We start from the raw sequence: 17,796 nt of genomic DNA on the forward strand, positions 1-17,796 counted from the left end.
ATAATCAGTTATGAAAATACGCGCCAACAACATCGATATCGAGATTGAAGACACCCACCCAGGTGACGCAACCGGCCGGCCGGTGGTGCTGCTCATCATGGGGCTGGGCATGCAGCTGATTGCCTGGCCGCCGGCCATGGTGCAGGCGATCGCTGATGCGGGCTTTCGTGTGGTGCGCTTTGACAACCGCGACATCGGCCTTTCGCAGCACTTCGACCACCTCGGCTCGCCCAGCCTTTTGTGGGAGGGGCTCAAGTTCCGCATGGGCTGGCGCATCCGGCCGCCCTACAGCATTGAAGACATGGCCGCCGACACCGTGGGCGTGCTGGATGCGCTGCAAATCGGCAAGGCACATGTGGTGGGTGTGAGCATGGGCGGCATGATCGCGCAGCGCGTTGCGGTGTTGGCTCCATCGCGCCTGCTCAGCCTTACCAGCATCATGAGCTCCAGCGGTGCGCGCGGCCTGCCGGAAGCCAGCCCGGCGGTGGCCCGTGTGCTGCTCAGCCGGCCTGCCGGCAGGGGTGTGCAGGCCGCCATCGACCATACGGTGAAGCTGCTCAAGGCCATCGGCAGCCCGGGCTTTCCCATGGACGATGCCGAGATACGCGAAAAAGTCGCTGCGGCGGCGCAGCGCAGCTTCCATCCGCAGGGCGTTCTGCGCCAGATGGTGGCCGTTGCCGCTGACGGTGCGCGCGCCTCGGTACTTGCCAGGGTGACGGCGCCGACGCTGGTGGTGCACGGCCAGGCAGACCGGCTGGTGCCCATGGCCTGCGGGCAGGACACGGCCAGGCGCATTCCCGGTGCCCGTTTTGAAAGCATTGAAGGCATGGGACACGATTTGCCGCCGGGTGTTGTTGACCGTTTGTTGGCGCTGCTGATCCCCCACTTTAAAGCGGCAAGCTGATACAGCCCCATAGCCAGGGGCTTTGTGCGGGGCGCTTTCAGCCTGGCAGCGGTTAGCGGCGAAAATGGGTGCATGAACACCCCTGAACAATCCCAGCTCGGCAAATCGTCGGCCTATATCGACCAGTACGACGCCTCGCTGCTGTTCCCGATACCGCGCGAAGGCAAGCGTGCCGAGATCGGCGTCACCGGAACGCCGCCGTTTTTCGGCGCAGACATGTGGACGGCGTTTGAGCTGAGCTGGCTCAATATGCGCGGCAAGCCGCAGGTGGCACTGGCCCACATCACCGTGCCTTGCGAGTCACCCAACATCGTCGAAAGCAAGTCCTTCAAGCTTTACCTCAACAGCTTCAACAACACGCGTTTTGCCGATGCGCGCGATGTGCGCGAACGCATTCGCGCCGACCTGAACGGTGCTGTCGGCATGGGGGTGGGCATCAAGACGCTGGGCCCCGAGCTGTTCGACCGCGAACCCGTGCATGAACTCGACGGCCTGAACCTGGACCGGCTCGACGTGGAGTGCATTCATTTCACGCCCACCCCCGAGCTGCTGTTTGCCGAGTTCGACGAACCGCCGGTGGAAGAGACGCTGACCAGCAACCTGCTCAAGAGCAATTGCCTGGTCACCGGCCAGCCCGACTGGGGCAGCGTACAGATTCGCTATGCCGGCCCGCAGATCAACCAGGAAGGCCTGCTGCAGTATCTGGTGAGCTTTCGCAACCACAACGAGTTCCACGAACAATGTGTGGAGCGCATCTTCATGGACATCTGGACGCGCTGCAAACCCATGAAGCTCTCGGTGTACGCGCGCTACACGCGCCGCGGCGGGCTGGACATCAATCCGTTTCGCACCAGCCATCCGCAGGCGCTGCCGCCTGCCATTCGCACAGCCCGCCAATAATTGCCAATGCAGCTTGCTATTGAATTAATAGCTGCTTGCGCTCGTCATGTATGGGCTAGAGCCCGAATTCATTGAAATTCTTGATCGGTGAAAGCCCGGGAAAGCTCGCCGCGCGCTTTTCCTTCATGGCGGTAACCGCCTCACGGACATGCGCGTTGCTCCAGATCGCACCCTGCAGCCAGCCCATCTGCCTGAGCGCGTCGTCCACCGAATGGTCGCGCGTGTAGTGGATGGCCTGCTTGGTGCCCCAGATGGCCACCGGCGGCTTGGTGGCAATCTCGCCGGCGCACTGCATGGCAGCCGCCAGCATCGCCTCGGCTGAGTCAAAAACCTCGTTGACCAGCCCGTAGCCCAACGCTTTTGCGGCCGGCAGCCGGCGCCCGGTATAGGCCAGTTCCTTGACGACCGCCAGCGGCACCAGCTTGGGCAGGCGCTGCAGGGTGCCCACGTCGGCCACCATGCCAATGTTGATTTCCTGGATGCAGAAGAATGCGTCGGCCGTGGCGTAGCGCAGGCAGCAGGCCGTCACCATGTCGACCGCCCCTCCTATGCAGCCGCCCTGGATGGCCGCAATCACCGGAACGCGCAGCGTCTCCAGCTTGGTGAAGGTGGCCTGCATGTCGCCCAGCATGTCAAAGATGGCGGCGCGGCCCTCGGGGCTCCGGTCGTCCATGGCGATGTCGCTGCCAAAGGTTTCCAGTGCCATGCCGGCGCTGAAGTGCTTGCCGGTGCTGGATATCACCAGCACGCGCGCCTCGCCAGCCTTGTGGATGTGCGTGAGCGCCGCATCCAGCTCGCGCCAGAAGGTCGGGTGCATGGTGTTCATCGCCTCGGGGCGGTTCAGCACCAGGTGGGCAACGTGGCCGGTGGTGTTGAGGGTGAAGCAGGTGAGGGCAGGTTGGGAGGAGGCGTTCATGCCCACACTCTAAGTCAGGCGACCAGGTCCAGCCAGTCACACCTGAGACGCTGCGCAATGTGCGCCCGTGCTCGTACATAGACATACAGCCGCGGCGCCAGTGTGCCCAGCACGCACAGTGGGTAGGCCCAGGCCGCCTCAAAGGTAAAGGCAGGCAGCCAGCCCATCCAGCCCATCACCCACGCCGTCAGCACTATCTCCCAGAGCTGGCATTCAAGCGGGTGCGCCGCTCGCTGCGCCTCGCGCCAGTCCTTGACGCGTTGCAGCTGCGCCAGCGTGATGGGGTGCCAGTACGGCGACCGGGCAGGTAGTGATGCCTTGGACGGGTCAGAGGGATCAGACATAAAGCCTCCGTGCGGAAGCTTCAATGTAAGTTTCGTGAAAGCTTCTGTCAATGACCCGAAAGGCCTGAAAGACGCCAAAAAAGCGTCGAAAGATTTCTGGATACGGCCGGCTAAATCCGGCGGCGGCGCGGCACCACGCTCAGCTGCAGCGTGAGCTTGCCGGGCGAGGCCGTCACGGTATAAGCCTGCGGCGCAATGTCGATCAGCTGGTCGGCATGCCAGACCTTGATCTGCGCAGCGCCTTCGGGCAACTGCTCGACCTGCGCTACGCCGTCGGCGCCTGTCAGCACGGCCCAGGGCGATTCACTCACATAGACATGGCCGCGCATGGAGCCGTGGATATGGCAGCCCAGCAGCACGGCGCCGGCCTTGTTGAAAGTGGCGTCAGCGGTTTTGGCGGGTTTGCCTTCAGGCTTGCCGTCGAGCCGGAGCTCGAACCCCTCACCCGGCGTCGCGTTGAACTGCGCCGCGCCGGCGGCCGAGCCGCGCACATGGTGTTCCCACGGGTCGTTGTTGACGAACTGGGCCTTGGCGCCCAGCGCCACCACGCTGACGGCCGGCACAAAACGCATCTTTTCCTGGTAGATCGTCACTTGGGCGGGCAAAGGGCTTTGGGGCGCCCCGGTTTTGGCGGAAGGCACCACGACGACTACGGCGTCCGGCGCCGGCTTGCCTTCCTTGTCGAGCACTTGAATGGAAATGTTTCCGGCTGCAGACCATATAGGTAGTGCGCAAGCAGCTATGAAAAACAGAGCAGTTGGCAGCATCCGGAAGGCAGGGCGTGTTAGCTTGGGCATGGGATTTCTTTCGGCTTAAGCTTCGCGGGGAGTCAGCAATGCCAGCACAGCCGCCACCGCGAACAGCGCCAGGACATCACCCCAGAGGTGCCCCATGTTGTGGTGGCCCTGAAACGACTGCACTGCCATCACCCCGCCGTGTGCAATGCTGGACCAGACGGTAAACCAGATGAGGCTGCGGTGCAAGAGAGGGTTACGGGCGGCGAGCATGAGGAAGATCCCCAGCGTTGCGTAAAGGGCGAGGATCATCTCCAGGTAGTACGAACGACCTTCCGAATGCCACGACCAGCCTGAAGGCCAGACGACGGTGAGCGGCCACAAGCCGAAAGTGAACGTCACCCCTATCAGCACCAGGGCAATGCGCAGGTATTTGATGCGATCAGCGTCAGTCATTGTTTTCTTTCGGGTCAACAGAGGCCGCGCATTCAGAGGCTGGCTCTTGTGTGCGCCGGGAGGCGAAAAGCCCTGGGGCATCGCCTGGGAGGTGAACGGCAACAGGAACCCATTGCAGCGCGTGCCGCGCCGCAATGGTGGTTCTTCAAGGGCGGCTTACTTGGCAGCCGGCTTGTACTCAGCCACGGCCTTGGCCAGATCGCGGGTTTCTTCACAGGTGGCGCAAATCGCCTGCAGCTTGGCCAGCTGCGCGTCGGCCTGGGTTTTCTGGTTGGTCTTCAGGTAGGCAATGCCCGAGTATTCCAGCGCACCCTTGTGCTTGGGGTCCAGCGCCAGCGCCTTGCCATAGGCGGCAAATGCATCGTCGTACTTGCCCATCCAGCGGTTGGAATAGCCAAGGTAGTTGTAGGCGTCGGCATTTTTCGGGTCCTTCGCCACCACCTTGTTAAAGCTGCTCACGGCCTCCGACCAGTTCTTGGCGCTGATGGCTTTTTTACCCGCCGCGAAGTCGTCGACCTGGGCATTTTTGGCTGGTGTGGTTTCGATGTCGGCTGCCAACGCTGCACCGGCCAGGGCCAGGGCGATCACGGGGAATGCGACGAAGTTGCGGATGGAAAAAGTGTTCATGTCGGGCTCCTTGAGATATCAGTTGTTGAAACGCGCTGCAAACCAGCACCTATGACAAACGAGGAAAACCGTAAAACAGATGCAGGTGAGTTGTAATTTATTTGTAAATGGCCTAAACCAGCTCGTGCATGATCCGGGCCGTTCCGGAAACCTTGATCGAGGCCCCGGGAGCGGGTGGAATTTCCGCGCGCAGGCACGAGCGCATGCCCATGTCTTCACCCTGCACGATATCGATGGCGCCGCCGTGCGGCCACTTCAGGTCGCGCAGGTAGCCTGCAAAAGCGGCTGTGGCTGCACCTGTGGCCGGGTCTTCATACACGCCGCCCGAAGCAAACGGATTCCGGGTGTGAAAAAACCGGGGAGTTTGCGCATGGGCCAGCAGGATGGTCACCAGCCCCGCCTTGTTCATCAGTTCGCGGCCCGTGTCCAGGTCGTATTGCATGGCCGCCAGTTTGTCGCGGCTCTTCAGAACCAGTACCAGATGGTCTGCGCCGCCGTGGGCGAGCGCGGGGGCAATGCGCGGGTCCAGGTCATCCGGTGTGTAGCCGAACAGCGCCAGGGTGGCCAGCACCAGCGGCTGTGGGGCAGCCTGGCTGCGCGTGGGCGGCGATTGCAGCGCGGCGGTGATCGTCTCCCCGTTGCGCCGGCCTTCAACCGTGATGCTGGCCTGGTTCAGGGTCAGCGCAAACACGCCATCGCCATGCTGAAGGGCCAGTGCTGCGCCCAGGGCTATCGTTGCATGGCCGCAGAAGGGTACTTCGGATTCCGGCGAGAAATAGCGCACCCGCCAGCCGGCGCCGCTTGCAACGGCAAAAACCGTTTCCGAGAAGCCAAGCTCCGCAGCGATCCGCTGCATCTCACGGTCATCCGGAAATTGGCCGGCGATCATCACGCCGGCGGGGTTGCCGCCGGTGTTTCCGTCAGAAAAGGCTGCAATCTTCAAGACACTCATCGTTTTCCTTGTGAAATGGAAGGCGGGCTGCTTGCCTGTCCGGCTCAATTCATATTGCGCGCTGCCACCGGAGGCCGAAAGGCAATACTCGCGGTCCGAACAAAAAATGCAGCACCCTGCGCATGTTGCCGCTGGTGGATCTGGACGAAGCATGCAGCAGCAGCGGGCGCATGGCCATCGCGCTGCCTTGCCCGGCCGTGCAGGTGAACCCGGTTTGGGCCTGGCGAGCTGCTGCAGCGTCCTTCGCCTGCAAGCGGCCGTACAGGTGTGACCCCGGAACCACGCGCAGTGGACCGTCCCCCGGGCCGCAGGCATCGATGTGCAAACGCACCGCCACCAGCTGCTCCAGCAGCTCGGCGGGCGGCTGGACATAAAGAATGCCTTCCTTCCTGGACCAGCCGTCCAGGCTCGCGTGCTCTACGTGATCTGCCACTGGAATGCTCAGGTCCTGGTGCACCGGCACCAGCCAGTTGCGGGACACCGACTTCTCGAAGTAAGTGCACTGCACCGCAGCGAAATCGGCCGGAATCATCGAGGCTAGCGACGGATGCCGGCGCACCCTTGCCGCAAGCGTCTGGCACCAGGCCTCCGACAGCAGGCAACGTGTTCCTGCCGAGTCGGCGGGAATACCGGCAAGCCGTGCCGCCGCCGATTCGCACTGGGTGGCAGTCAGCACCTGCGGAACAAGCGCAAAACCCTGGGCGGTAAATGCGGTGTGATCCATTCCCGGCGTGGTTCAAGGGTGCTGAATGCTCACAGCATCGACTGAAACAGCGAAAGGTACTGGGGATGCTGCGAAACCGTGTTGTGGGAGGTTCCGGGCAGCATCTTCAGGACCGCTGTTCCATTCTTGAAGTGCGCATGCAGCTGGTCGGTGCTGGCTTTCGGAATGACTTCATCGTGTTCGGCCGAAATCAGCAGCGTGGGCACGGTGACTTTGGCCGCGTACTTCCAGGACTCGAACTTGTCGACAAGAAGCCAGGGGATGGGAAACCAGGGAAAGCGCTGCGCGGCCAGTTCCTGGATGCTGTTGTAGGGCGTCACCAGAATCAGGCGCGAGGCCGGCCGCTGGCTGGCCACCCAGATCGCAACGCCTGAGCCCAGACTCCTGCCAACCACAGTGACATCCGAATGTGTCCGGCTGACATGGTCGAACAAGGCCAGGGCGTCGCTTTGAAGCGCCGCCTCGGTGGGGCTTCCGGTGCTTCCGCCGTAACCGCGGTAGTGAAGCAGGTAGAGGGCATGGCCTGGAAATGCTTCCGAGAATGACGGCAAATTCGGCGAAACGTCTTGGGCATTGCCGCCGAAGTAAATGATGGCCTTGGGCCCGGCCGTTTGCCGGGCCGTGACGACGAGCGCCGCGTCGGGTGTCTGGAGGTGGAGTGTTGTGGCCGGGCCGCCCCATGACCTCGGCTGCGGGAAGTAGATCAGCGAACGTTGAAACGCAAACAGCGCCGCGCAGATGCCCAGGTAAGCGAGCACCATGACCACCAGAAAAACAGTCACTGTGCGGCGCACCATGAAACGCGGCGTCTTCCCCCGCAGCGCCCCCCGCCAATCAGGATGATCCGGTCCAAAAGGCCACGAACAGGGTTCATCGGATGCGCCGCATTGAGTGAGTGCCTGAACAACTCAGTTCAGCCTCATGTCTGCACTGAGTTGCTTGACCAGTTCTGCACTCGTTTCCACATACTTCAAAAATGCCACTTCATCCTTGTTGATGGTCTTGCGCGCCATCATGTCGGTCAGGCGCGCGTCCAGGCTTTGCCAGTGAATTTGGCGATTGCCCACGAGATACACCGGAACCCTGGTCAGCTGCCTGCTTTTGATGATCTCGATGATCTGGAATATTTCCCACTCGGTGCCGGTCCCTCCTGGTGCGATCACGATGGCGGCCGAGTGCTTGATCATCGCCAGCTCGCGGATGGAGACGCTGGAAAAAATCAGGCCATGGGTCACATAGGCATTCAAGGCCTGCTTGGGGTCACCACCATAGGGTTTCCGCGTGTCGTTGGCCGTCGAGCGGTCGTAGTAGGTGGTGTACCCGACGCTGGGGCCTCCCGCCTCTTTTGCGCCGCGGTTGCCGGCTTCCATCAGCCCCGGGCCCGCACCCGTCATTATCGGATACTGCTTGCCATAACGCGTGGTCCATGCGTGAGCAAAATTCCGGATGTCTGCGTAGATGGCATCGTTTGCCGCCCTGATGGTGTCGTTACAGTTCTCGCCGCGCGCGTCGCAGGCGGCATTTTTCTCGCGGATACGGGAGCTGCCATAGATGGAGACAAAGCCCCGCGGAAAATGCATGGCCTTCAGGGCGTCAGAGCAGTAGGTGTCCTGAGCCATCAGTTTCACGGGGACGATGTTTTCAACGCCCGCATAGGGGCCGATGTAATCGGCGTTCGGGACATCTGCTTTCGCTACCACGCACTCCAGCCGCAACTCCGTGGGCTTGATCGCAGACGTTGCTGTGGTTGGCGGTGGTGTTGCGCACCCGAGGAGGGTGGCGGTGACCACACCGAGGGATAGAAACAATTTGAGGCTGGCGTTCATTCTGGTTCTCCTTTTTACGGTACCTACCCGGATTGAGGCCCCGGATGCCGCCACGCTCACCACAGCTTGGCGCAATTGCCGCTGAACACCACCGTTCCGCTCGGACTGGCGGGTGTGGCGCTGGTTTCCAGCGTTACCACCAGCTTGCTGACCTTGGACAGCAGCTTTTCCGACGTGTCGGGCAGTATGGAAACCGCTGATCCGCTCGTGGGCACGGTGCCCAGCGAGAACGCCGGGCCATTGGCCGGCACGGCCCACAGCACCAGTGTTCCGGTGGCCGGCGGTGTGATCGGGCCTATGACCTTGACTGTCATGGTCTTGCCGTGGCGCAGCGAACTGGCCAGAAGCTTGCCATTGCCCTGTGCGTCGGTGAGCAGGCCCACATAGCTTTGCGGCAGCCTTTCGCCCGAGCGCATCGCGATCTGGTCGCTGGACATGAAAAGGGTGGGCATGGCGATAAAGAAAACGCTGGCCGCGATCACCCCGGCGGCCAGGCCGCCGAAGCCGAAACCAGCAGGTTTGAGCCAGCCCAGCCAGGACGGTTTTGTTTGCGGCCCCTGTTGCGGCGCCGCAGGTTTGGTGCGTGCTGCGATGGCAGCCCACACCCTGGGAGACGGCTTGAGCGCGGGCACCGACATGGCGAGTTGACCCAGCCGGGCCTCCCATTGTGTGACGCGCACGCGCACATCGGTACGGTCGCGCTGCAGGCGCTCAAAGCGGCGTCGCGCGCCGCCGCTCAGCGTACCCAGCACATAGGCCGATGCGAGGTGTTCGAGCAATTCGGGGCTGGAATATCTCATGACGCCACCACCCCTTGCGCCGCCAGACACCCCTTGAGTTTTTCGAGCCCGCGCCGTATCCAGGCTTTCACCGAGCCCAGCGGCGCGCCCATTTGCGCGGCCACTTCGGTATGCGACAGGCCCTGGTAATACGCCAGCGCCAGGCTTTGGCGGTGGCTGCCTTCCAGTGCGTTCATGCAGCCTTCGATGTGCAGGGCCTCTGTGGCCTGCTCCAGCAGCTGCATGGCGCTGGGGGTGGGTGTGGCGGTGGTTTCGGTGTCTTCCTCATCCACATCACCGGAGTCGGGCAACTCGCTTTCCTTGCGGCGCGTGCGGGAGCGCAGGGCGTCCAGCGCCTTGTTGCGGACGATGGCAATCAGCCACGTCATGGGTTGAATGGTTTGCCCGTCTACCTCACTGCGGTAGCCGGCAGCGTTTTTCCAGATGCTCACGTAAGCCTCTTGCAGCACATCTTCGGCCGCGTGTCCTTGTCCCAATATACGTACGGCAACGCCAAACAGATGCGTGTGGGTGCGTTCATAGACCTGAGCAAAGCAGGCGTGGTCGCCTTGCCCTGCGCCGGCAATCAGCGCCTGCAGGCTGCGGGTGTCTGTGTCGGGGGCCAGTTTCATGCGGCTGAGTATAGGGAGTTACGCCCAAGCGGCAAATCTTCCCCGGTTATGGCATTTTTCTCAGAAAAACCTGCATCCAATCGGCGCTTGCTGTCGTTTGTCCCTGGTAGGCCGGGCGCCGCGCCGGCCCACGCCCCCTTCCGCCATGTGGTTGTTGGGACTTTTTTACTTTCTTTTAACCCGGAGACCTGTCAATATTTGCAGGACTCCTCTCAGGAGATCGCCATGACACCGATAGCAACCGCCACCCAACCCAGGCTTCACGCAGGCCTTGCCGCTGCCGCGTTGTGTACTGGACTGCTGCTAAGCGCCTGCGCCGGTGGCCCGGCCGCACCAATGGATGCCAAGCCGGTGCCCGCCGCGCTCAAGCCGGCCGACGGCGAACGCGTGGCCTTCACCTGGCACGCGGTGGGCTCGCAAATCTACGAATGCCGCTCCGGCGACAAGGGCTGGGCCTGGGTGTTTGTTGCACCAGAGGCGGACCTCTTCAACCAGAAAGACGAAAAAGTCGGCACGCATGGCGCCGGCCCGAACTGGACCGCGCTGGACGGCAGCAAAACCGTGGGCACGGTAAAAGCACGCGCCGACGGCGAGCGTCCTGCTGACATCCCGCTGCTACTGCTGACGGCCAAATCCGCCGGCATGCCCGGCAAGATGGCCACCGTCACCAGCGTGCAGCGGCTGAACACCGAGGGTGGCAATGCGCCGGCCAAAGGCTGCACCGCGCCGGCCGATGCGGGCAAACGCGTCAAGGAAGGCTATACCGCCGACTACGTGTTTTTCACCGCCCAAAAAGCCTGACCCAAAAGCCAGAGGAAGCGAGGCCTGACATGTCCGTGCTCAAGAACCTTTTCAGCGCCAGCAAGAGTCCCAGGCACGATGCCACGGGGCCTGAGACGGGTCCGGTCAAGATGAACCTTGACGAGCGCATGGCGTTCCGGCGCGAGATGCTGTTCGAGGCCATCAAGGTCACGATGCAGGCCCACGGAATTTTGTCGGCCAGCTATAAGTTCCGCGTGGTGCGTAACGACAAGCGAGGCCACCAGTACATGGTGCTGGTGGACCTTTCCACCGACTTCCTGGACAACCGGGAAGGTGGGCCCGCCCGGCTGGTCGAGGTGGGTGCGGCTATCGCCAAAAATGCCGCTGCGCGTTACAACCTGCTGGTCAGCGGCGTGTACTGGCAGATCAATGAGCAGATTCAGGCCTTCGCGCCCAGCCGGCCCGTCTCCTTGCCCGCGAGCCAGGATGCGGCCAGCCCACCGCCACCGGTACAACGCCGGGAGCGAGCCACGGCGGAAGAACTCGCGGCCTTTGAAGCCGCCTGGGAGAAGGGGCGGGCGCTGCATATCGGCGACCGGGTCTATTCGTCCGACCTGTCGCCGCTGGAGCCTGATTCCCAGAAGGACGACAGCCGGCGCTGACAACCTCGGGGCCGGCCGTTCAAGACCTGCGCCGCCGCGGCACCACGGTAAGCTGCATCACGCTTTTGGCCGGGGAGGCGCTCACCGTGACCTGCTGCGGCGCAATGTCCACCAGCTGGTCGGGGTGCCAGACTTTCAGCTGCGCAGCGCCCTCAGGCAGGTCCTCAAAGCTCGCAATGCCTTCCGGACTGGTTTTGGTTGCCCAGGGGGATTCACTGGCGTAGATATAGCCGCGCATCGAGCCGTGGATAAAACAGCCCAGCAAGGTGGCCCCGACAACGCCGGCCCTGTCCAGCGTCACTTCACTGGACTTGCCCGGTTTTCCGTCGGGCTTGCCTTCCAGCCGCAGTTCGAAGCCGGCATTCGTCGCGTTGAACTGGCCCATGCCGGCAGGTGAGCTGCGCACGTGGTGGTCCCATGGGTCGTTGTTCACAAATTGAATTTTTGCCCCCACGGGAACCACTGTCACTGCGGGAACGAACTGCATCTTTTCCTGGTGAATGGTGGCCTGCGCAGCCGGCGGCGTCCTGGGCTGGGCGCTTTTGTTGGCGGGCACCACCACGACCACGGCATCCGGCACCGGTTTGCCGTCTTTGTCGAGCACCGACACCGTGAGGCTGGCCGCATGAGCCCCTGCGCCGAAAGCGAAGAGCGCGGCGATCGCTGTGAGCTGGATTATTTGTTTCATGGTTTGGCTGCCGTCTCGGCGGGCGTGATGATGTCGCGGTTCATGGGAGCCAGCAGTGCCAGCATTTCATTCTGTTTGCGAAAAGGAATGCCCCTGGCATCCATGCTTTGCTGCAGCACCTCCACCAGGGCGTGGAAGTCCGACTTCTTGATGTCCAGGTTGGCGTGCGCGCTTTTCATGTCCGCGCCCTTGTAAATGCAGGGGCCGCCGCTCAGGGCGCAGAGCTGGTCGACCAGCTGCTCTTTCACGCGCTGCTGGTTCGACGGCTTGAAATGCGGCCCGGTGCGCGGGTCGGCCAGCAGGCGAACCATGAAGTCGTCCATTAGCGCGACCAGGCCGGCTTTCTCACCGAAGGCCTTGTAAAGCTGGTCGTCTTTGGTTGCCGTCTGGGCTAATGCTGCGCCGGCCGTCAACAGGCTTGCCGCGAGGGCAAAAGAAACAAAAGGGTTTTTCATGGGGCGGTTCCTTGAAGGGGGTGGTTCGTCGGGCTTAAAAAGCGACCTGGGCCGAGAGGTAGTAGCCGGTCTGCTTTCGGCTGGCGGTGGTGGCGGGCACGATCACGCCCAGGTCCACATAAGCCAGCGTGAGCGAAAGGTTTTTGGTGGGTGCCCAGGCAATAAAGATGTCTTTCCAGTCTTCAGAGCGCAGGCCGTTGCCCAGGCCGGCGGCACGGCCCGCGCCTTCGAGCTTGTTGCGCATGAAGCGGTATTCGGCCCCCACGGCAATGTTCTTGCTCACCAGCCAGGCAATCGAGAATTCCGGCTGCAGCGTGTACTTGTCTTCGTTGCCGCCCAGCGTGGCGCCATAGCCCAGCAGGCCGTTCTGGTTGGCTTTCGTCGCGCGCAGCGTGCCGTTGAGCAGCAGGCTCTGGCCCAGGAAGAGTTTGGTGGCGCTCACATACACGTCCACGCCGTGGCGTTTGGCGCCCAGTGCATTGAGTGTGGGGTCCAGCCCGGTGGAGCCCAGCGTCTTGTACTGCACGCCCACTGCCACCTGCGGCATCGGCGTGTCGCTGTCCAGGATGGCATCGCCCAGCACGCGTACCTTGGCGCCCACGATGGTCTGCTTCAGGTGCAACCCGGGCAGGCCCAGGGCCACGCCGGTACCGCGGGTGTTGAAGTCCTGCTGCGCAATCGACAGCTCGTAGCGGTCATGGATGCCGACTGCCGCGCCGTACACATTCAGGCCGTAGTCGGTGGTGCCGGCGTGGGTGACATAGGCAGAACCGCCAATCTCGCCTGCCGTGGCGTTGCTGCCGATGACGGCCCAGGGCGTGAGGCCGCCGCCGGCCGCGCCTTCGATGGTGCTGACGCCGCCGGTCAGGAGGAGCTTGCCGGTGTCGGCGTGGGCGCCGGCGCAAAGCAGGGTGAGCAGGCTGGCAATCAGGGGGGGTGATACGGAGTGGCGCATGGTGATCCTGTGGGTGGAAAGGAAAAGCCGGTTGCCGGCGTCAATGGAAGTAAACCTGTGTGGAATACGGCAAACCGGATTCACTGGATTCAATGAAACAAAAAAAAAGATGCGAAAAGAAGCTGGGTCGCTCTTCGAAAGGCTGAATCCGCAGGCCGGCCGTCAACGTATTCAGAACAGCTTGCGGGATGGCCTGGCAGATTGCATGGCTTTCCCACCTATCAAAAACCAGTTCCAGGAGTGCTGAATGCCTGTTTCCTTCCTGTTCCTGCGCAATACGCGTCTTTTTAAAACCCTGGTGGCGCTGACGCTCTTTGGCACCGGCAGTGCCTCGCTATGGGGTCAAACGGCGTCCGAGCGCGAGTGGGTCACGCCACCACCCGGCAACGTGGCGCGCGGCCTGGCCCTGTACCAGGCGCGCTGCACGGCATGCCATGCCGTCGACAGCAACAAGATCGGGCCCGCGCACCGCGGCGTGATGGGCCGCCGCGTGGGCAGCCTGCCTGGGTACAAATATTCGGACGAACTGGCGCGGTCGCGGTTGCGCTGGACGCCGCAAACCCTCAACGCCTGGCTGGAAGACCCCGAGCAGCTGGTGGCCGGCCAGCGCATGGGTTTTCAGGTGGAAAGCGCGGCGGAGCGCGCCGACCTGATCGCCTACCTGGCCACGCTGAAATAAGCATGTTGCTATCAATTCAGGAGCTGCTTGCGCTCGTCCTGATTGCTTGAAAGACCTTTTTCTTCATAAATTCTGCCTTTCATGGCTGATGGAGGAAACGCCAGCCCGCTCTGATGCCGCAGCAATGAGGCCCCTGTGGCGACTGCTACCATCGCAGCCATGAAACGACGCGACTTTCTGGCCACCACCACACTGGCTTTCACCGGAGGATTTGCCATGGCTGATTTGCCCAAAGTCCAGTCACTGGATGAAGCGCTGCGCTGGCTGGACAAGGTCGACCAGGCCGCCAGCGTCAAAACCACCGGCCAATGGCCCCTGGTGTCGGTGCTGGAGCACATGGCGCAAAGCGTGGAAATGAGCCTGGACGGCTTTCCGCAGCCGAAAAGTGCGGTGTTCCAGAACACGGCGGGCGCCGCGGCTTTTGCCTTTTTCAAATGGCGCGGGCAAATGAGCCACAGCCTGAGCGAGCCCATCCCGGGCGCTGCGGCCCTCAGCCGTGAAGGCGACTGGCGTCCCGCATCGGCGCGGCTGCGCGCCGCCATTACCCGTTTTGCCGGGCACCAGGGCGCGCTCAAGCCGCACTTTGCGTACGGCGCGCTCAGCAAGGCTGATTTCTCACTTGCCCACACCTTCCATATCGCCAACCACCAGGATGAGATCGTCCTGGTGGCGCGCTAGAAGAGTTGGTCGGTTGCTATCGATTCAGGAGCTGCTTGCGCCCGTCCTGATTGGGTTACAGGCAATTTCTGTTCGTAAATGCCTTCTTCGCCGGGCTTGGCCAGCGTGGAAGCGCGAACACCCAGCAGGCGCAGTTTTTTGTCCAGCGGCACCCGTTTGAGGCACAAGCCCGCCAGCTGGCGGATGGTTTTCCCATCCGCGGTGTACCTGTCTGAGGTCTGGTCGCGTGTCGCGATCTTGAAGTCGTCATAGCGCAGCTTGATGCCGATGGTCTTGGCCACATAACCCTTGCGCTGCAGGTCCTCGCCCAGCCTTTCGCACAGGTCGGTGAAGATCGCGCCCAGCGTGGTTTTGTCGCGCACCGCGTGCAGGTCGCGGTCAAAAGTGGTTTCGCGGCTCATGCTGACGGGCTCGCTCTCGGTGACCACCGGTCGGTCGTCGCGGCCCCAGGCAGCCTCGTGCATCCAGGCGCCGGTGGCTTTGCCAAAGTTATCGATCAGCCAGCCCGGGTCTTGCGCGGCCAGCTCGCCGATGGTGTGGATGTGCAGCTTCGCCAGTTTGTCGCCGGACTTCGGGCCGATGCCGTTGATCTTGCGTACGTGCAATGGCCAGATTTTTTCCTGCAGGTCAGCTTCGTAAATGATGGAAATGCCGTTGGGCTTGTTGAACTCGCTCGCCATCTTGGCCAGCAGCTTGTTGGGCGCCACGCCGACGGAGCAGGTCAGGCCCGTCTTCTCAAAAATCGCTTTCTGGATGAGCCGGGCCAGCACGCGCCCGCCTTCACGCTGGCCGCCGGGCACGTCGGTGAAGTCGATGTAGACCTCGTCCACGCCGCGGTCCTGCATGAGCGGCGCGATGTCGGTGATGGTGCTTTTGAAGAGCTGCGAGTATTTGCGGATTTCCGAAAAATCCACCGGCAGCACGATGGCCTGCGGGCACAGCCTGGCGGCCTTCATCATGCCCATGGCCGAGCCCACTCCGAACTGCCGTGCCGCATAGGTGGCGGTGGTGATAACGCCGCGGCCCACATAGTCCTTCAGCAGCGGAAAACTTTCCACCGGAATGAAGCGCAAGGCCCGCTCGCCCTGCGCCGCCCGCAGCTCCTCGTCAACCTTGCGCCAGCCACCGCCTATGACCACCGGCAGGCCCTTCAACTGCGGGTAGCGCAGCAACTCGACGGAGGCGAAAAACGCGTCCATGTCGAGGTGGGCAATGCGGCGGATTTTGGCTGGAGATGAAACGGGTGAATGGGCCACCTCGCAAGCATAGCGCGCAGGCAAAGGTTGTGGCGGAGGGCCAGCGCCTGGCAGGGTAGGCCCGGGCTTACGGCGCTTCTTCCTCGTTCCTTACGCGGACACAAATTGCCCTGATAAACACTCGGATCCACGCCAGCCGGGTGACCACGCCGGGTGGCATACCCATTGGCTTATTTTTGCCATCCACCCGTTGGCTGGTTTTTCCAAGAAGGCCGTTGCCATGACCGAGGACCAGAAAAATAGCCGTGCAACCATCATTCCCACGCTGCGTTACCGGGACGGTGCCGCAGCGGTCAAATGGCTGTGCCGCGCGTTCGGCTTTCAGGAGCACCTGGTGGTACCCGACAAAGACGGCGCCATTGCACATGCCCAACTGGTTTACGGCAATGGAATGATCATGTTGGGCTCCGCCACCAACAACGAGTTCCACCAGCTCGTCAAATCGCCGTCAGAGTCCGGCTGCGTCGGGTCGCAAAGCGCTTACATCCAGGTTCAGGATGTGGATGCGCACTACAAGCAGGCCATTGCTGCGGGGGCAGTCGTCGTGATCGACATCAAGGATGAAGATTACGGGGGGCGAGGCTACTCCTGCCGGGACCCCGAGGGCCATATCTGGAATTTTGGAAGCTACGATCCCTGGGCGGTCTGAACCAGGCAGCGCCCGGCATCATGCCCAGAGAAGGCAAGTGATCGCGCTCTGGCATCATGGCCGGCACTGTACATCCCTTGAAAGTGAATGCCATGCCCTCCCATGCCACCGGAACCTTTGAAGTCAAGCTCCTGCCCCAGTCACTTGCGAACGCGGAAGCCGGACCCTTGATGGGCCGTCTGTCCATAAACAAGACCTTCAGCGGCGACCTGCAGGCCACCAGTCAGGGCGAAATGCTGAGCGCCGGCACGGCAGTCAAAGGCTCGGCAGGCTACGTCGCGATGGAGCGCGTGACGGGCACGCTGCACGGGAAAAGCGGTAGCTTTGTGCTGCAGCACAGCGGCACCATGAACCGTGGTGCGCCGCAGTTGACGGTAAGCGTGGTGCCTGATTCAGGCACCGATGAGTTGACTGGCTTAAGTGGAACGCTCACCATCCAGATTGCTGACGGCAAGCATTCATATGTGATGGAATATGAGATTGCGCCGCAGGCTTGAGATGGAAGGCTAACCTTGGCCCGCCTTCATCGGTTCTGGTTTTCATTCCAGGACCTCCCGCTCTTTTCCGCATTGAACGTAGGTTGTGGTGCAACAGCCTACAGCTACGATGATGTGCTTCAAATACTCAAAGACCGGGTGTTTGAGCAATCGTTGCAGGCTTGCTCGGTGGCTCCGCCAATCTGTTGTTCACGGAAGTGAAGCGGTCTTGGATTTAGGTGGGAAATGGGTACGGGGCTTGGCGCAAGCGTTACTGTGGGAGCAAGGGGATCAAGATGAGCAGGGAAAAAATTCATTTGACGCTTTTCTTTGTGATGGTGATTTGTTGTATTGCAAGTTATATCCAATCACGTAGGCTTGTTCGATTTGTAAAGCTATGGGAGCCAGACATCTGGCGTCGATTTGGGTGGACGCCTGCGCCTAAATTTTTGTCTTTTCGCTCTTCAGCAAGAGACGCTAAGCCGCAGATAGGTTTTAACCGTTGGCTCCGAAACGAGGGCTTTGACTATATGTCCGGGCGTTATCCAGGCTTTCTCTATTTATGGAGGACTAAACGCCTGCTGAATTGGTTCGCGGGCATTCTTTTTATCGGTAACGTGATGGCTGCTTTCTGGCCGACATGAGGTAGTGTGTTGAGTTCCACGTCGATGTAACCCGCTTTTTCACTGCAGCTTGACCCGTCAAAACCCTGAAATGTGGATATCCAGCCGTGCGCAAGAGG

General features: G+C 61.9%; 26 protein-coding genes. 10 read left to right on the forward strand and 16 right to left on the reverse strand.

The genetic code is table 11. The annotated features are described in order from the left end of the window. The first annotated feature begins 10 nt into the window (after nucleotides 1–10). A complete protein-coding gene (locus tag AC1DYQ_RS18385) occupies nucleotides 11–904 on the forward strand; it encodes an alpha/beta fold hydrolase (protein ID WP_457279465.1) in 894 nt (297 codons plus the stop codon). Between the two features lie 72 nt (nucleotides 905–976). Continuing rightward, a complete protein-coding gene (gene queF / locus AC1DYQ_RS18390; RefSeq protein WP_457279464.1) occupies nucleotides 977–1,804 on the forward strand; it encodes an NADPH-dependent 7-cyano-7-deazaguanine reductase QueF in 828 nt (275 codons plus the stop codon). Nucleotides 1,805–1,859: 55 nt separating this feature from the next. On the opposite strand, the gene AC1DYQ_RS18395 is transcribed toward queF, so the two are convergent. From AC1DYQ_RS18395 to AC1DYQ_RS18445, 11 genes are all read right to left on the reverse strand, one after another. After that, a complete protein-coding gene (locus AC1DYQ_RS18395) occupies nucleotides 1,860–2,720 on the reverse strand; it encodes an enoyl-CoA hydratase-related protein (protein ID WP_477687992.1) in 861 nt (286 codons plus the stop codon). A gap of 14 nt (nucleotides 2,721–2,734) precedes the next feature. Then, nucleotides 2,735–3,064 (reverse strand): hypothetical protein, encoded by a 330-nt coding sequence (locus AC1DYQ_RS18400; RefSeq protein ID WP_477687993.1) that lies wholly within the window; start codon nucleotides 3,062–3,064, stop codon nucleotides 2,735–2,737. A 110-nt stretch (nucleotides 3,065–3,174) separates the two neighbouring features. Beyond that, nucleotides 3,175–3,753 carry a cupredoxin domain-containing protein gene (locus AC1DYQ_RS18405; protein WP_477672881.1) on the reverse strand — a complete coding sequence of 193 codons (579 nt, stop codon included), beginning with the start codon at nucleotides 3,751–3,753 and terminating at the stop codon, nucleotides 3,175–3,177. Between the two features lie 123 nt (nucleotides 3,754–3,876). Further along, nucleotides 3,877–4,254, reverse strand: a complete 378-nt coding sequence (locus AC1DYQ_RS18410; protein ID WP_477687994.1) for a DUF6632 domain-containing protein — start codon at nucleotides 4,252–4,254, stop codon at nucleotides 3,877–3,879. A 156-nt stretch (nucleotides 4,255–4,410) separates the two neighbouring features. Next, a complete protein-coding gene (locus AC1DYQ_RS18415; RefSeq protein ID WP_477687995.1) occupies nucleotides 4,411–4,881 on the reverse strand; it encodes a tetratricopeptide repeat protein in 471 nt (156 codons plus the stop codon). A 112-nt stretch (nucleotides 4,882–4,993) separates the two neighbouring features. Next, nucleotides 4,994–5,833 carry a PhzF family phenazine biosynthesis protein gene (locus tag AC1DYQ_RS18420; protein ID WP_477687996.1) on the reverse strand — a complete coding sequence of 280 codons (840 nt, stop codon included), beginning with the start codon at nucleotides 5,831–5,833 and terminating at the stop codon, nucleotides 4,994–4,996. Between the two features lie 49 nt (nucleotides 5,834–5,882). Continuing rightward, entirely contained in the window at nucleotides 5,883–6,557 is a 675-nt protein-coding gene (locus tag AC1DYQ_RS18425; protein WP_477687997.1) for a phytanoyl-CoA dioxygenase family protein, read from the reverse strand. Nucleotides 6,558–6,586: 29 nt separating this feature from the next. Continuing rightward, complete coding sequence (locus AC1DYQ_RS18430) at nucleotides 6,587–7,339, reverse strand: alpha/beta hydrolase (protein ID WP_477687998.1); 753 nt, start codon at nucleotides 7,337–7,339, stop codon at nucleotides 6,587–6,589. A 126-nt stretch (nucleotides 7,340–7,465) separates the two neighbouring features. After that, nucleotides 7,466–8,383, reverse strand: a complete 918-nt coding sequence (locus tag AC1DYQ_RS18435) for an LOG family protein (protein WP_477687999.1) — start codon at nucleotides 8,381–8,383, stop codon at nucleotides 7,466–7,468. A 56-nt stretch (nucleotides 8,384–8,439) separates the two neighbouring features. After that, complete coding sequence (locus tag AC1DYQ_RS18440; RefSeq protein ID WP_477688000.1) at nucleotides 8,440–9,183, reverse strand: anti-sigma factor; 744 nt, start codon at nucleotides 9,181–9,183, stop codon at nucleotides 8,440–8,442. Continuing rightward, nucleotides 9,180–9,794 carry an RNA polymerase sigma factor gene (locus AC1DYQ_RS18445; protein ID WP_457279452.1) on the reverse strand — a complete coding sequence of 205 codons (615 nt, stop codon included), beginning with the start codon at nucleotides 9,792–9,794 and terminating at the stop codon, nucleotides 9,180–9,182. Before AC1DYQ_RS18445 ends, AC1DYQ_RS18440 begins: the two co-directional genes overlap by 4 nt. Before the next feature lie 225 nt (nucleotides 9,795–10,019). On the opposite strand from AC1DYQ_RS18445, the gene AC1DYQ_RS18450 reads away from it, so the two are divergent. Then, on the forward strand, nucleotides 10,020–10,595 hold the full coding sequence (locus AC1DYQ_RS18450; protein WP_477671259.1) for a DUF3455 domain-containing protein: 576 nt from the start codon (nucleotides 10,020–10,022) through the stop codon (nucleotides 10,593–10,595). A 29-nt stretch (nucleotides 10,596–10,624) separates the two neighbouring features. Further along, a complete protein-coding gene (locus tag AC1DYQ_RS18455; protein WP_477688001.1) occupies nucleotides 10,625–11,218 on the forward strand; it encodes a hypothetical protein in 594 nt (197 codons plus the stop codon). 19 nt (nucleotides 11,219–11,237) lie between these two features. Here the strand turns inward: AC1DYQ_RS18455 and AC1DYQ_RS18460 are convergent, their stop codons facing one another. Genes AC1DYQ_RS18460 through AC1DYQ_RS18470 form a run of 3 tightly spaced genes read right to left on the reverse strand, consistent with a single transcriptional unit; the run spans nucleotide 11,238 to nucleotide 13,316 of the window. Next, entirely contained in the window at nucleotides 11,238–11,906 is a 669-nt protein-coding gene (locus tag AC1DYQ_RS18460) for a cupredoxin domain-containing protein (protein WP_477688002.1), read from the reverse strand. After that, nucleotides 11,903–12,361, reverse strand: a complete 459-nt coding sequence (locus AC1DYQ_RS18465; RefSeq protein WP_477688003.1) for a group I truncated hemoglobin — start codon at nucleotides 12,359–12,361, stop codon at nucleotides 11,903–11,905. Before AC1DYQ_RS18465 ends, AC1DYQ_RS18460 begins: the two co-directional genes overlap by 4 nt. A gap of 34 nt (nucleotides 12,362–12,395) precedes the next feature. Further along, nucleotides 12,396–13,316, reverse strand: coding sequence for a DUF3034 family protein (locus tag AC1DYQ_RS18470; RefSeq protein ID WP_477688004.1), 921 nt, complete (start codon nucleotides 13,314–13,316; stop codon nucleotides 12,396–12,398). On the opposite strand from AC1DYQ_RS18470, the gene AC1DYQ_RS18475 reads away from it, so the two are divergent. Continuing rightward, a complete protein-coding gene (locus AC1DYQ_RS18475) occupies nucleotides 13,315–13,563 on the forward strand; it encodes a hypothetical protein (protein ID WP_477688005.1) in 249 nt (82 codons plus the stop codon). The genes AC1DYQ_RS18470 and AC1DYQ_RS18475 overlap by 2 nt on opposite strands. Beyond that, entirely contained in the window at nucleotides 13,564–13,995 is a 432-nt protein-coding gene (locus AC1DYQ_RS18480; RefSeq protein WP_477688006.1) for a c-type cytochrome, read from the forward strand. A gap of 11 nt (nucleotides 13,996–14,006) precedes the next feature. Here AC1DYQ_RS18480 and AC1DYQ_RS18485 read toward each other — a convergent pair whose 3' ends face one another. Next, nucleotides 14,007–14,213 (reverse strand): hypothetical protein, encoded by a 207-nt coding sequence (locus tag AC1DYQ_RS18485; protein WP_477688007.1) that lies wholly within the window; start codon nucleotides 14,211–14,213, stop codon nucleotides 14,007–14,009. Between AC1DYQ_RS18485 and AC1DYQ_RS18490 the strand changes: the two genes are divergently transcribed. Next, nucleotides 14,212–14,673, forward strand: coding sequence for a DUF1569 domain-containing protein (locus AC1DYQ_RS18490; RefSeq protein ID WP_477688008.1), 462 nt, complete (start codon nucleotides 14,212–14,214; stop codon nucleotides 14,671–14,673). The two genes, AC1DYQ_RS18485 and AC1DYQ_RS18490, sit on opposite strands and share 2 nt — an antisense overlap. Here AC1DYQ_RS18490 and AC1DYQ_RS18495 read toward each other — a convergent pair. Next, nucleotides 14,670–15,872: a Y-family DNA polymerase gene (locus AC1DYQ_RS18495; protein WP_477688009.1), complete on the reverse strand. Its 1,203-nt coding sequence runs from the start codon at nucleotides 15,870–15,872 to the stop codon at nucleotides 14,670–14,672. The two genes, AC1DYQ_RS18490 and AC1DYQ_RS18495, sit on opposite strands and share 4 nt — an antisense overlap. 277 nt (nucleotides 15,873–16,149) lie before the next feature. Between AC1DYQ_RS18495 and AC1DYQ_RS18500 the strand changes: the two genes are divergently transcribed. From AC1DYQ_RS18500 to AC1DYQ_RS18510, 3 genes are all read left to right on the forward strand, one after another. After that, the gene (locus AC1DYQ_RS18500) at nucleotides 16,150–16,578 is read left to right on the forward strand and encodes a VOC family protein (RefSeq protein ID WP_477688010.1); all 429 of its coding nucleotides are present in this window, start codon (nucleotides 16,150–16,152) and stop codon (nucleotides 16,576–16,578) included. Between the two features lie 92 nt (nucleotides 16,579–16,670). Continuing rightward, entirely contained in the window at nucleotides 16,671–17,075 is a 405-nt protein-coding gene (locus tag AC1DYQ_RS18505; protein ID WP_477688011.1) for a DUF3224 domain-containing protein, read from the forward strand. Nucleotides 17,076–17,350: 275 nt separating this feature from the next. Further along, nucleotides 17,351–17,698, forward strand: a complete 348-nt coding sequence (locus AC1DYQ_RS18510; protein WP_477688012.1) for a hypothetical protein — start codon at nucleotides 17,351–17,353, stop codon at nucleotides 17,696–17,698. Nucleotides 17,699–17,796: the final 98 nt, after the last annotated feature.

This window comes from Polaromonas sp. P1_F4 (assembly GCF_056405675.1).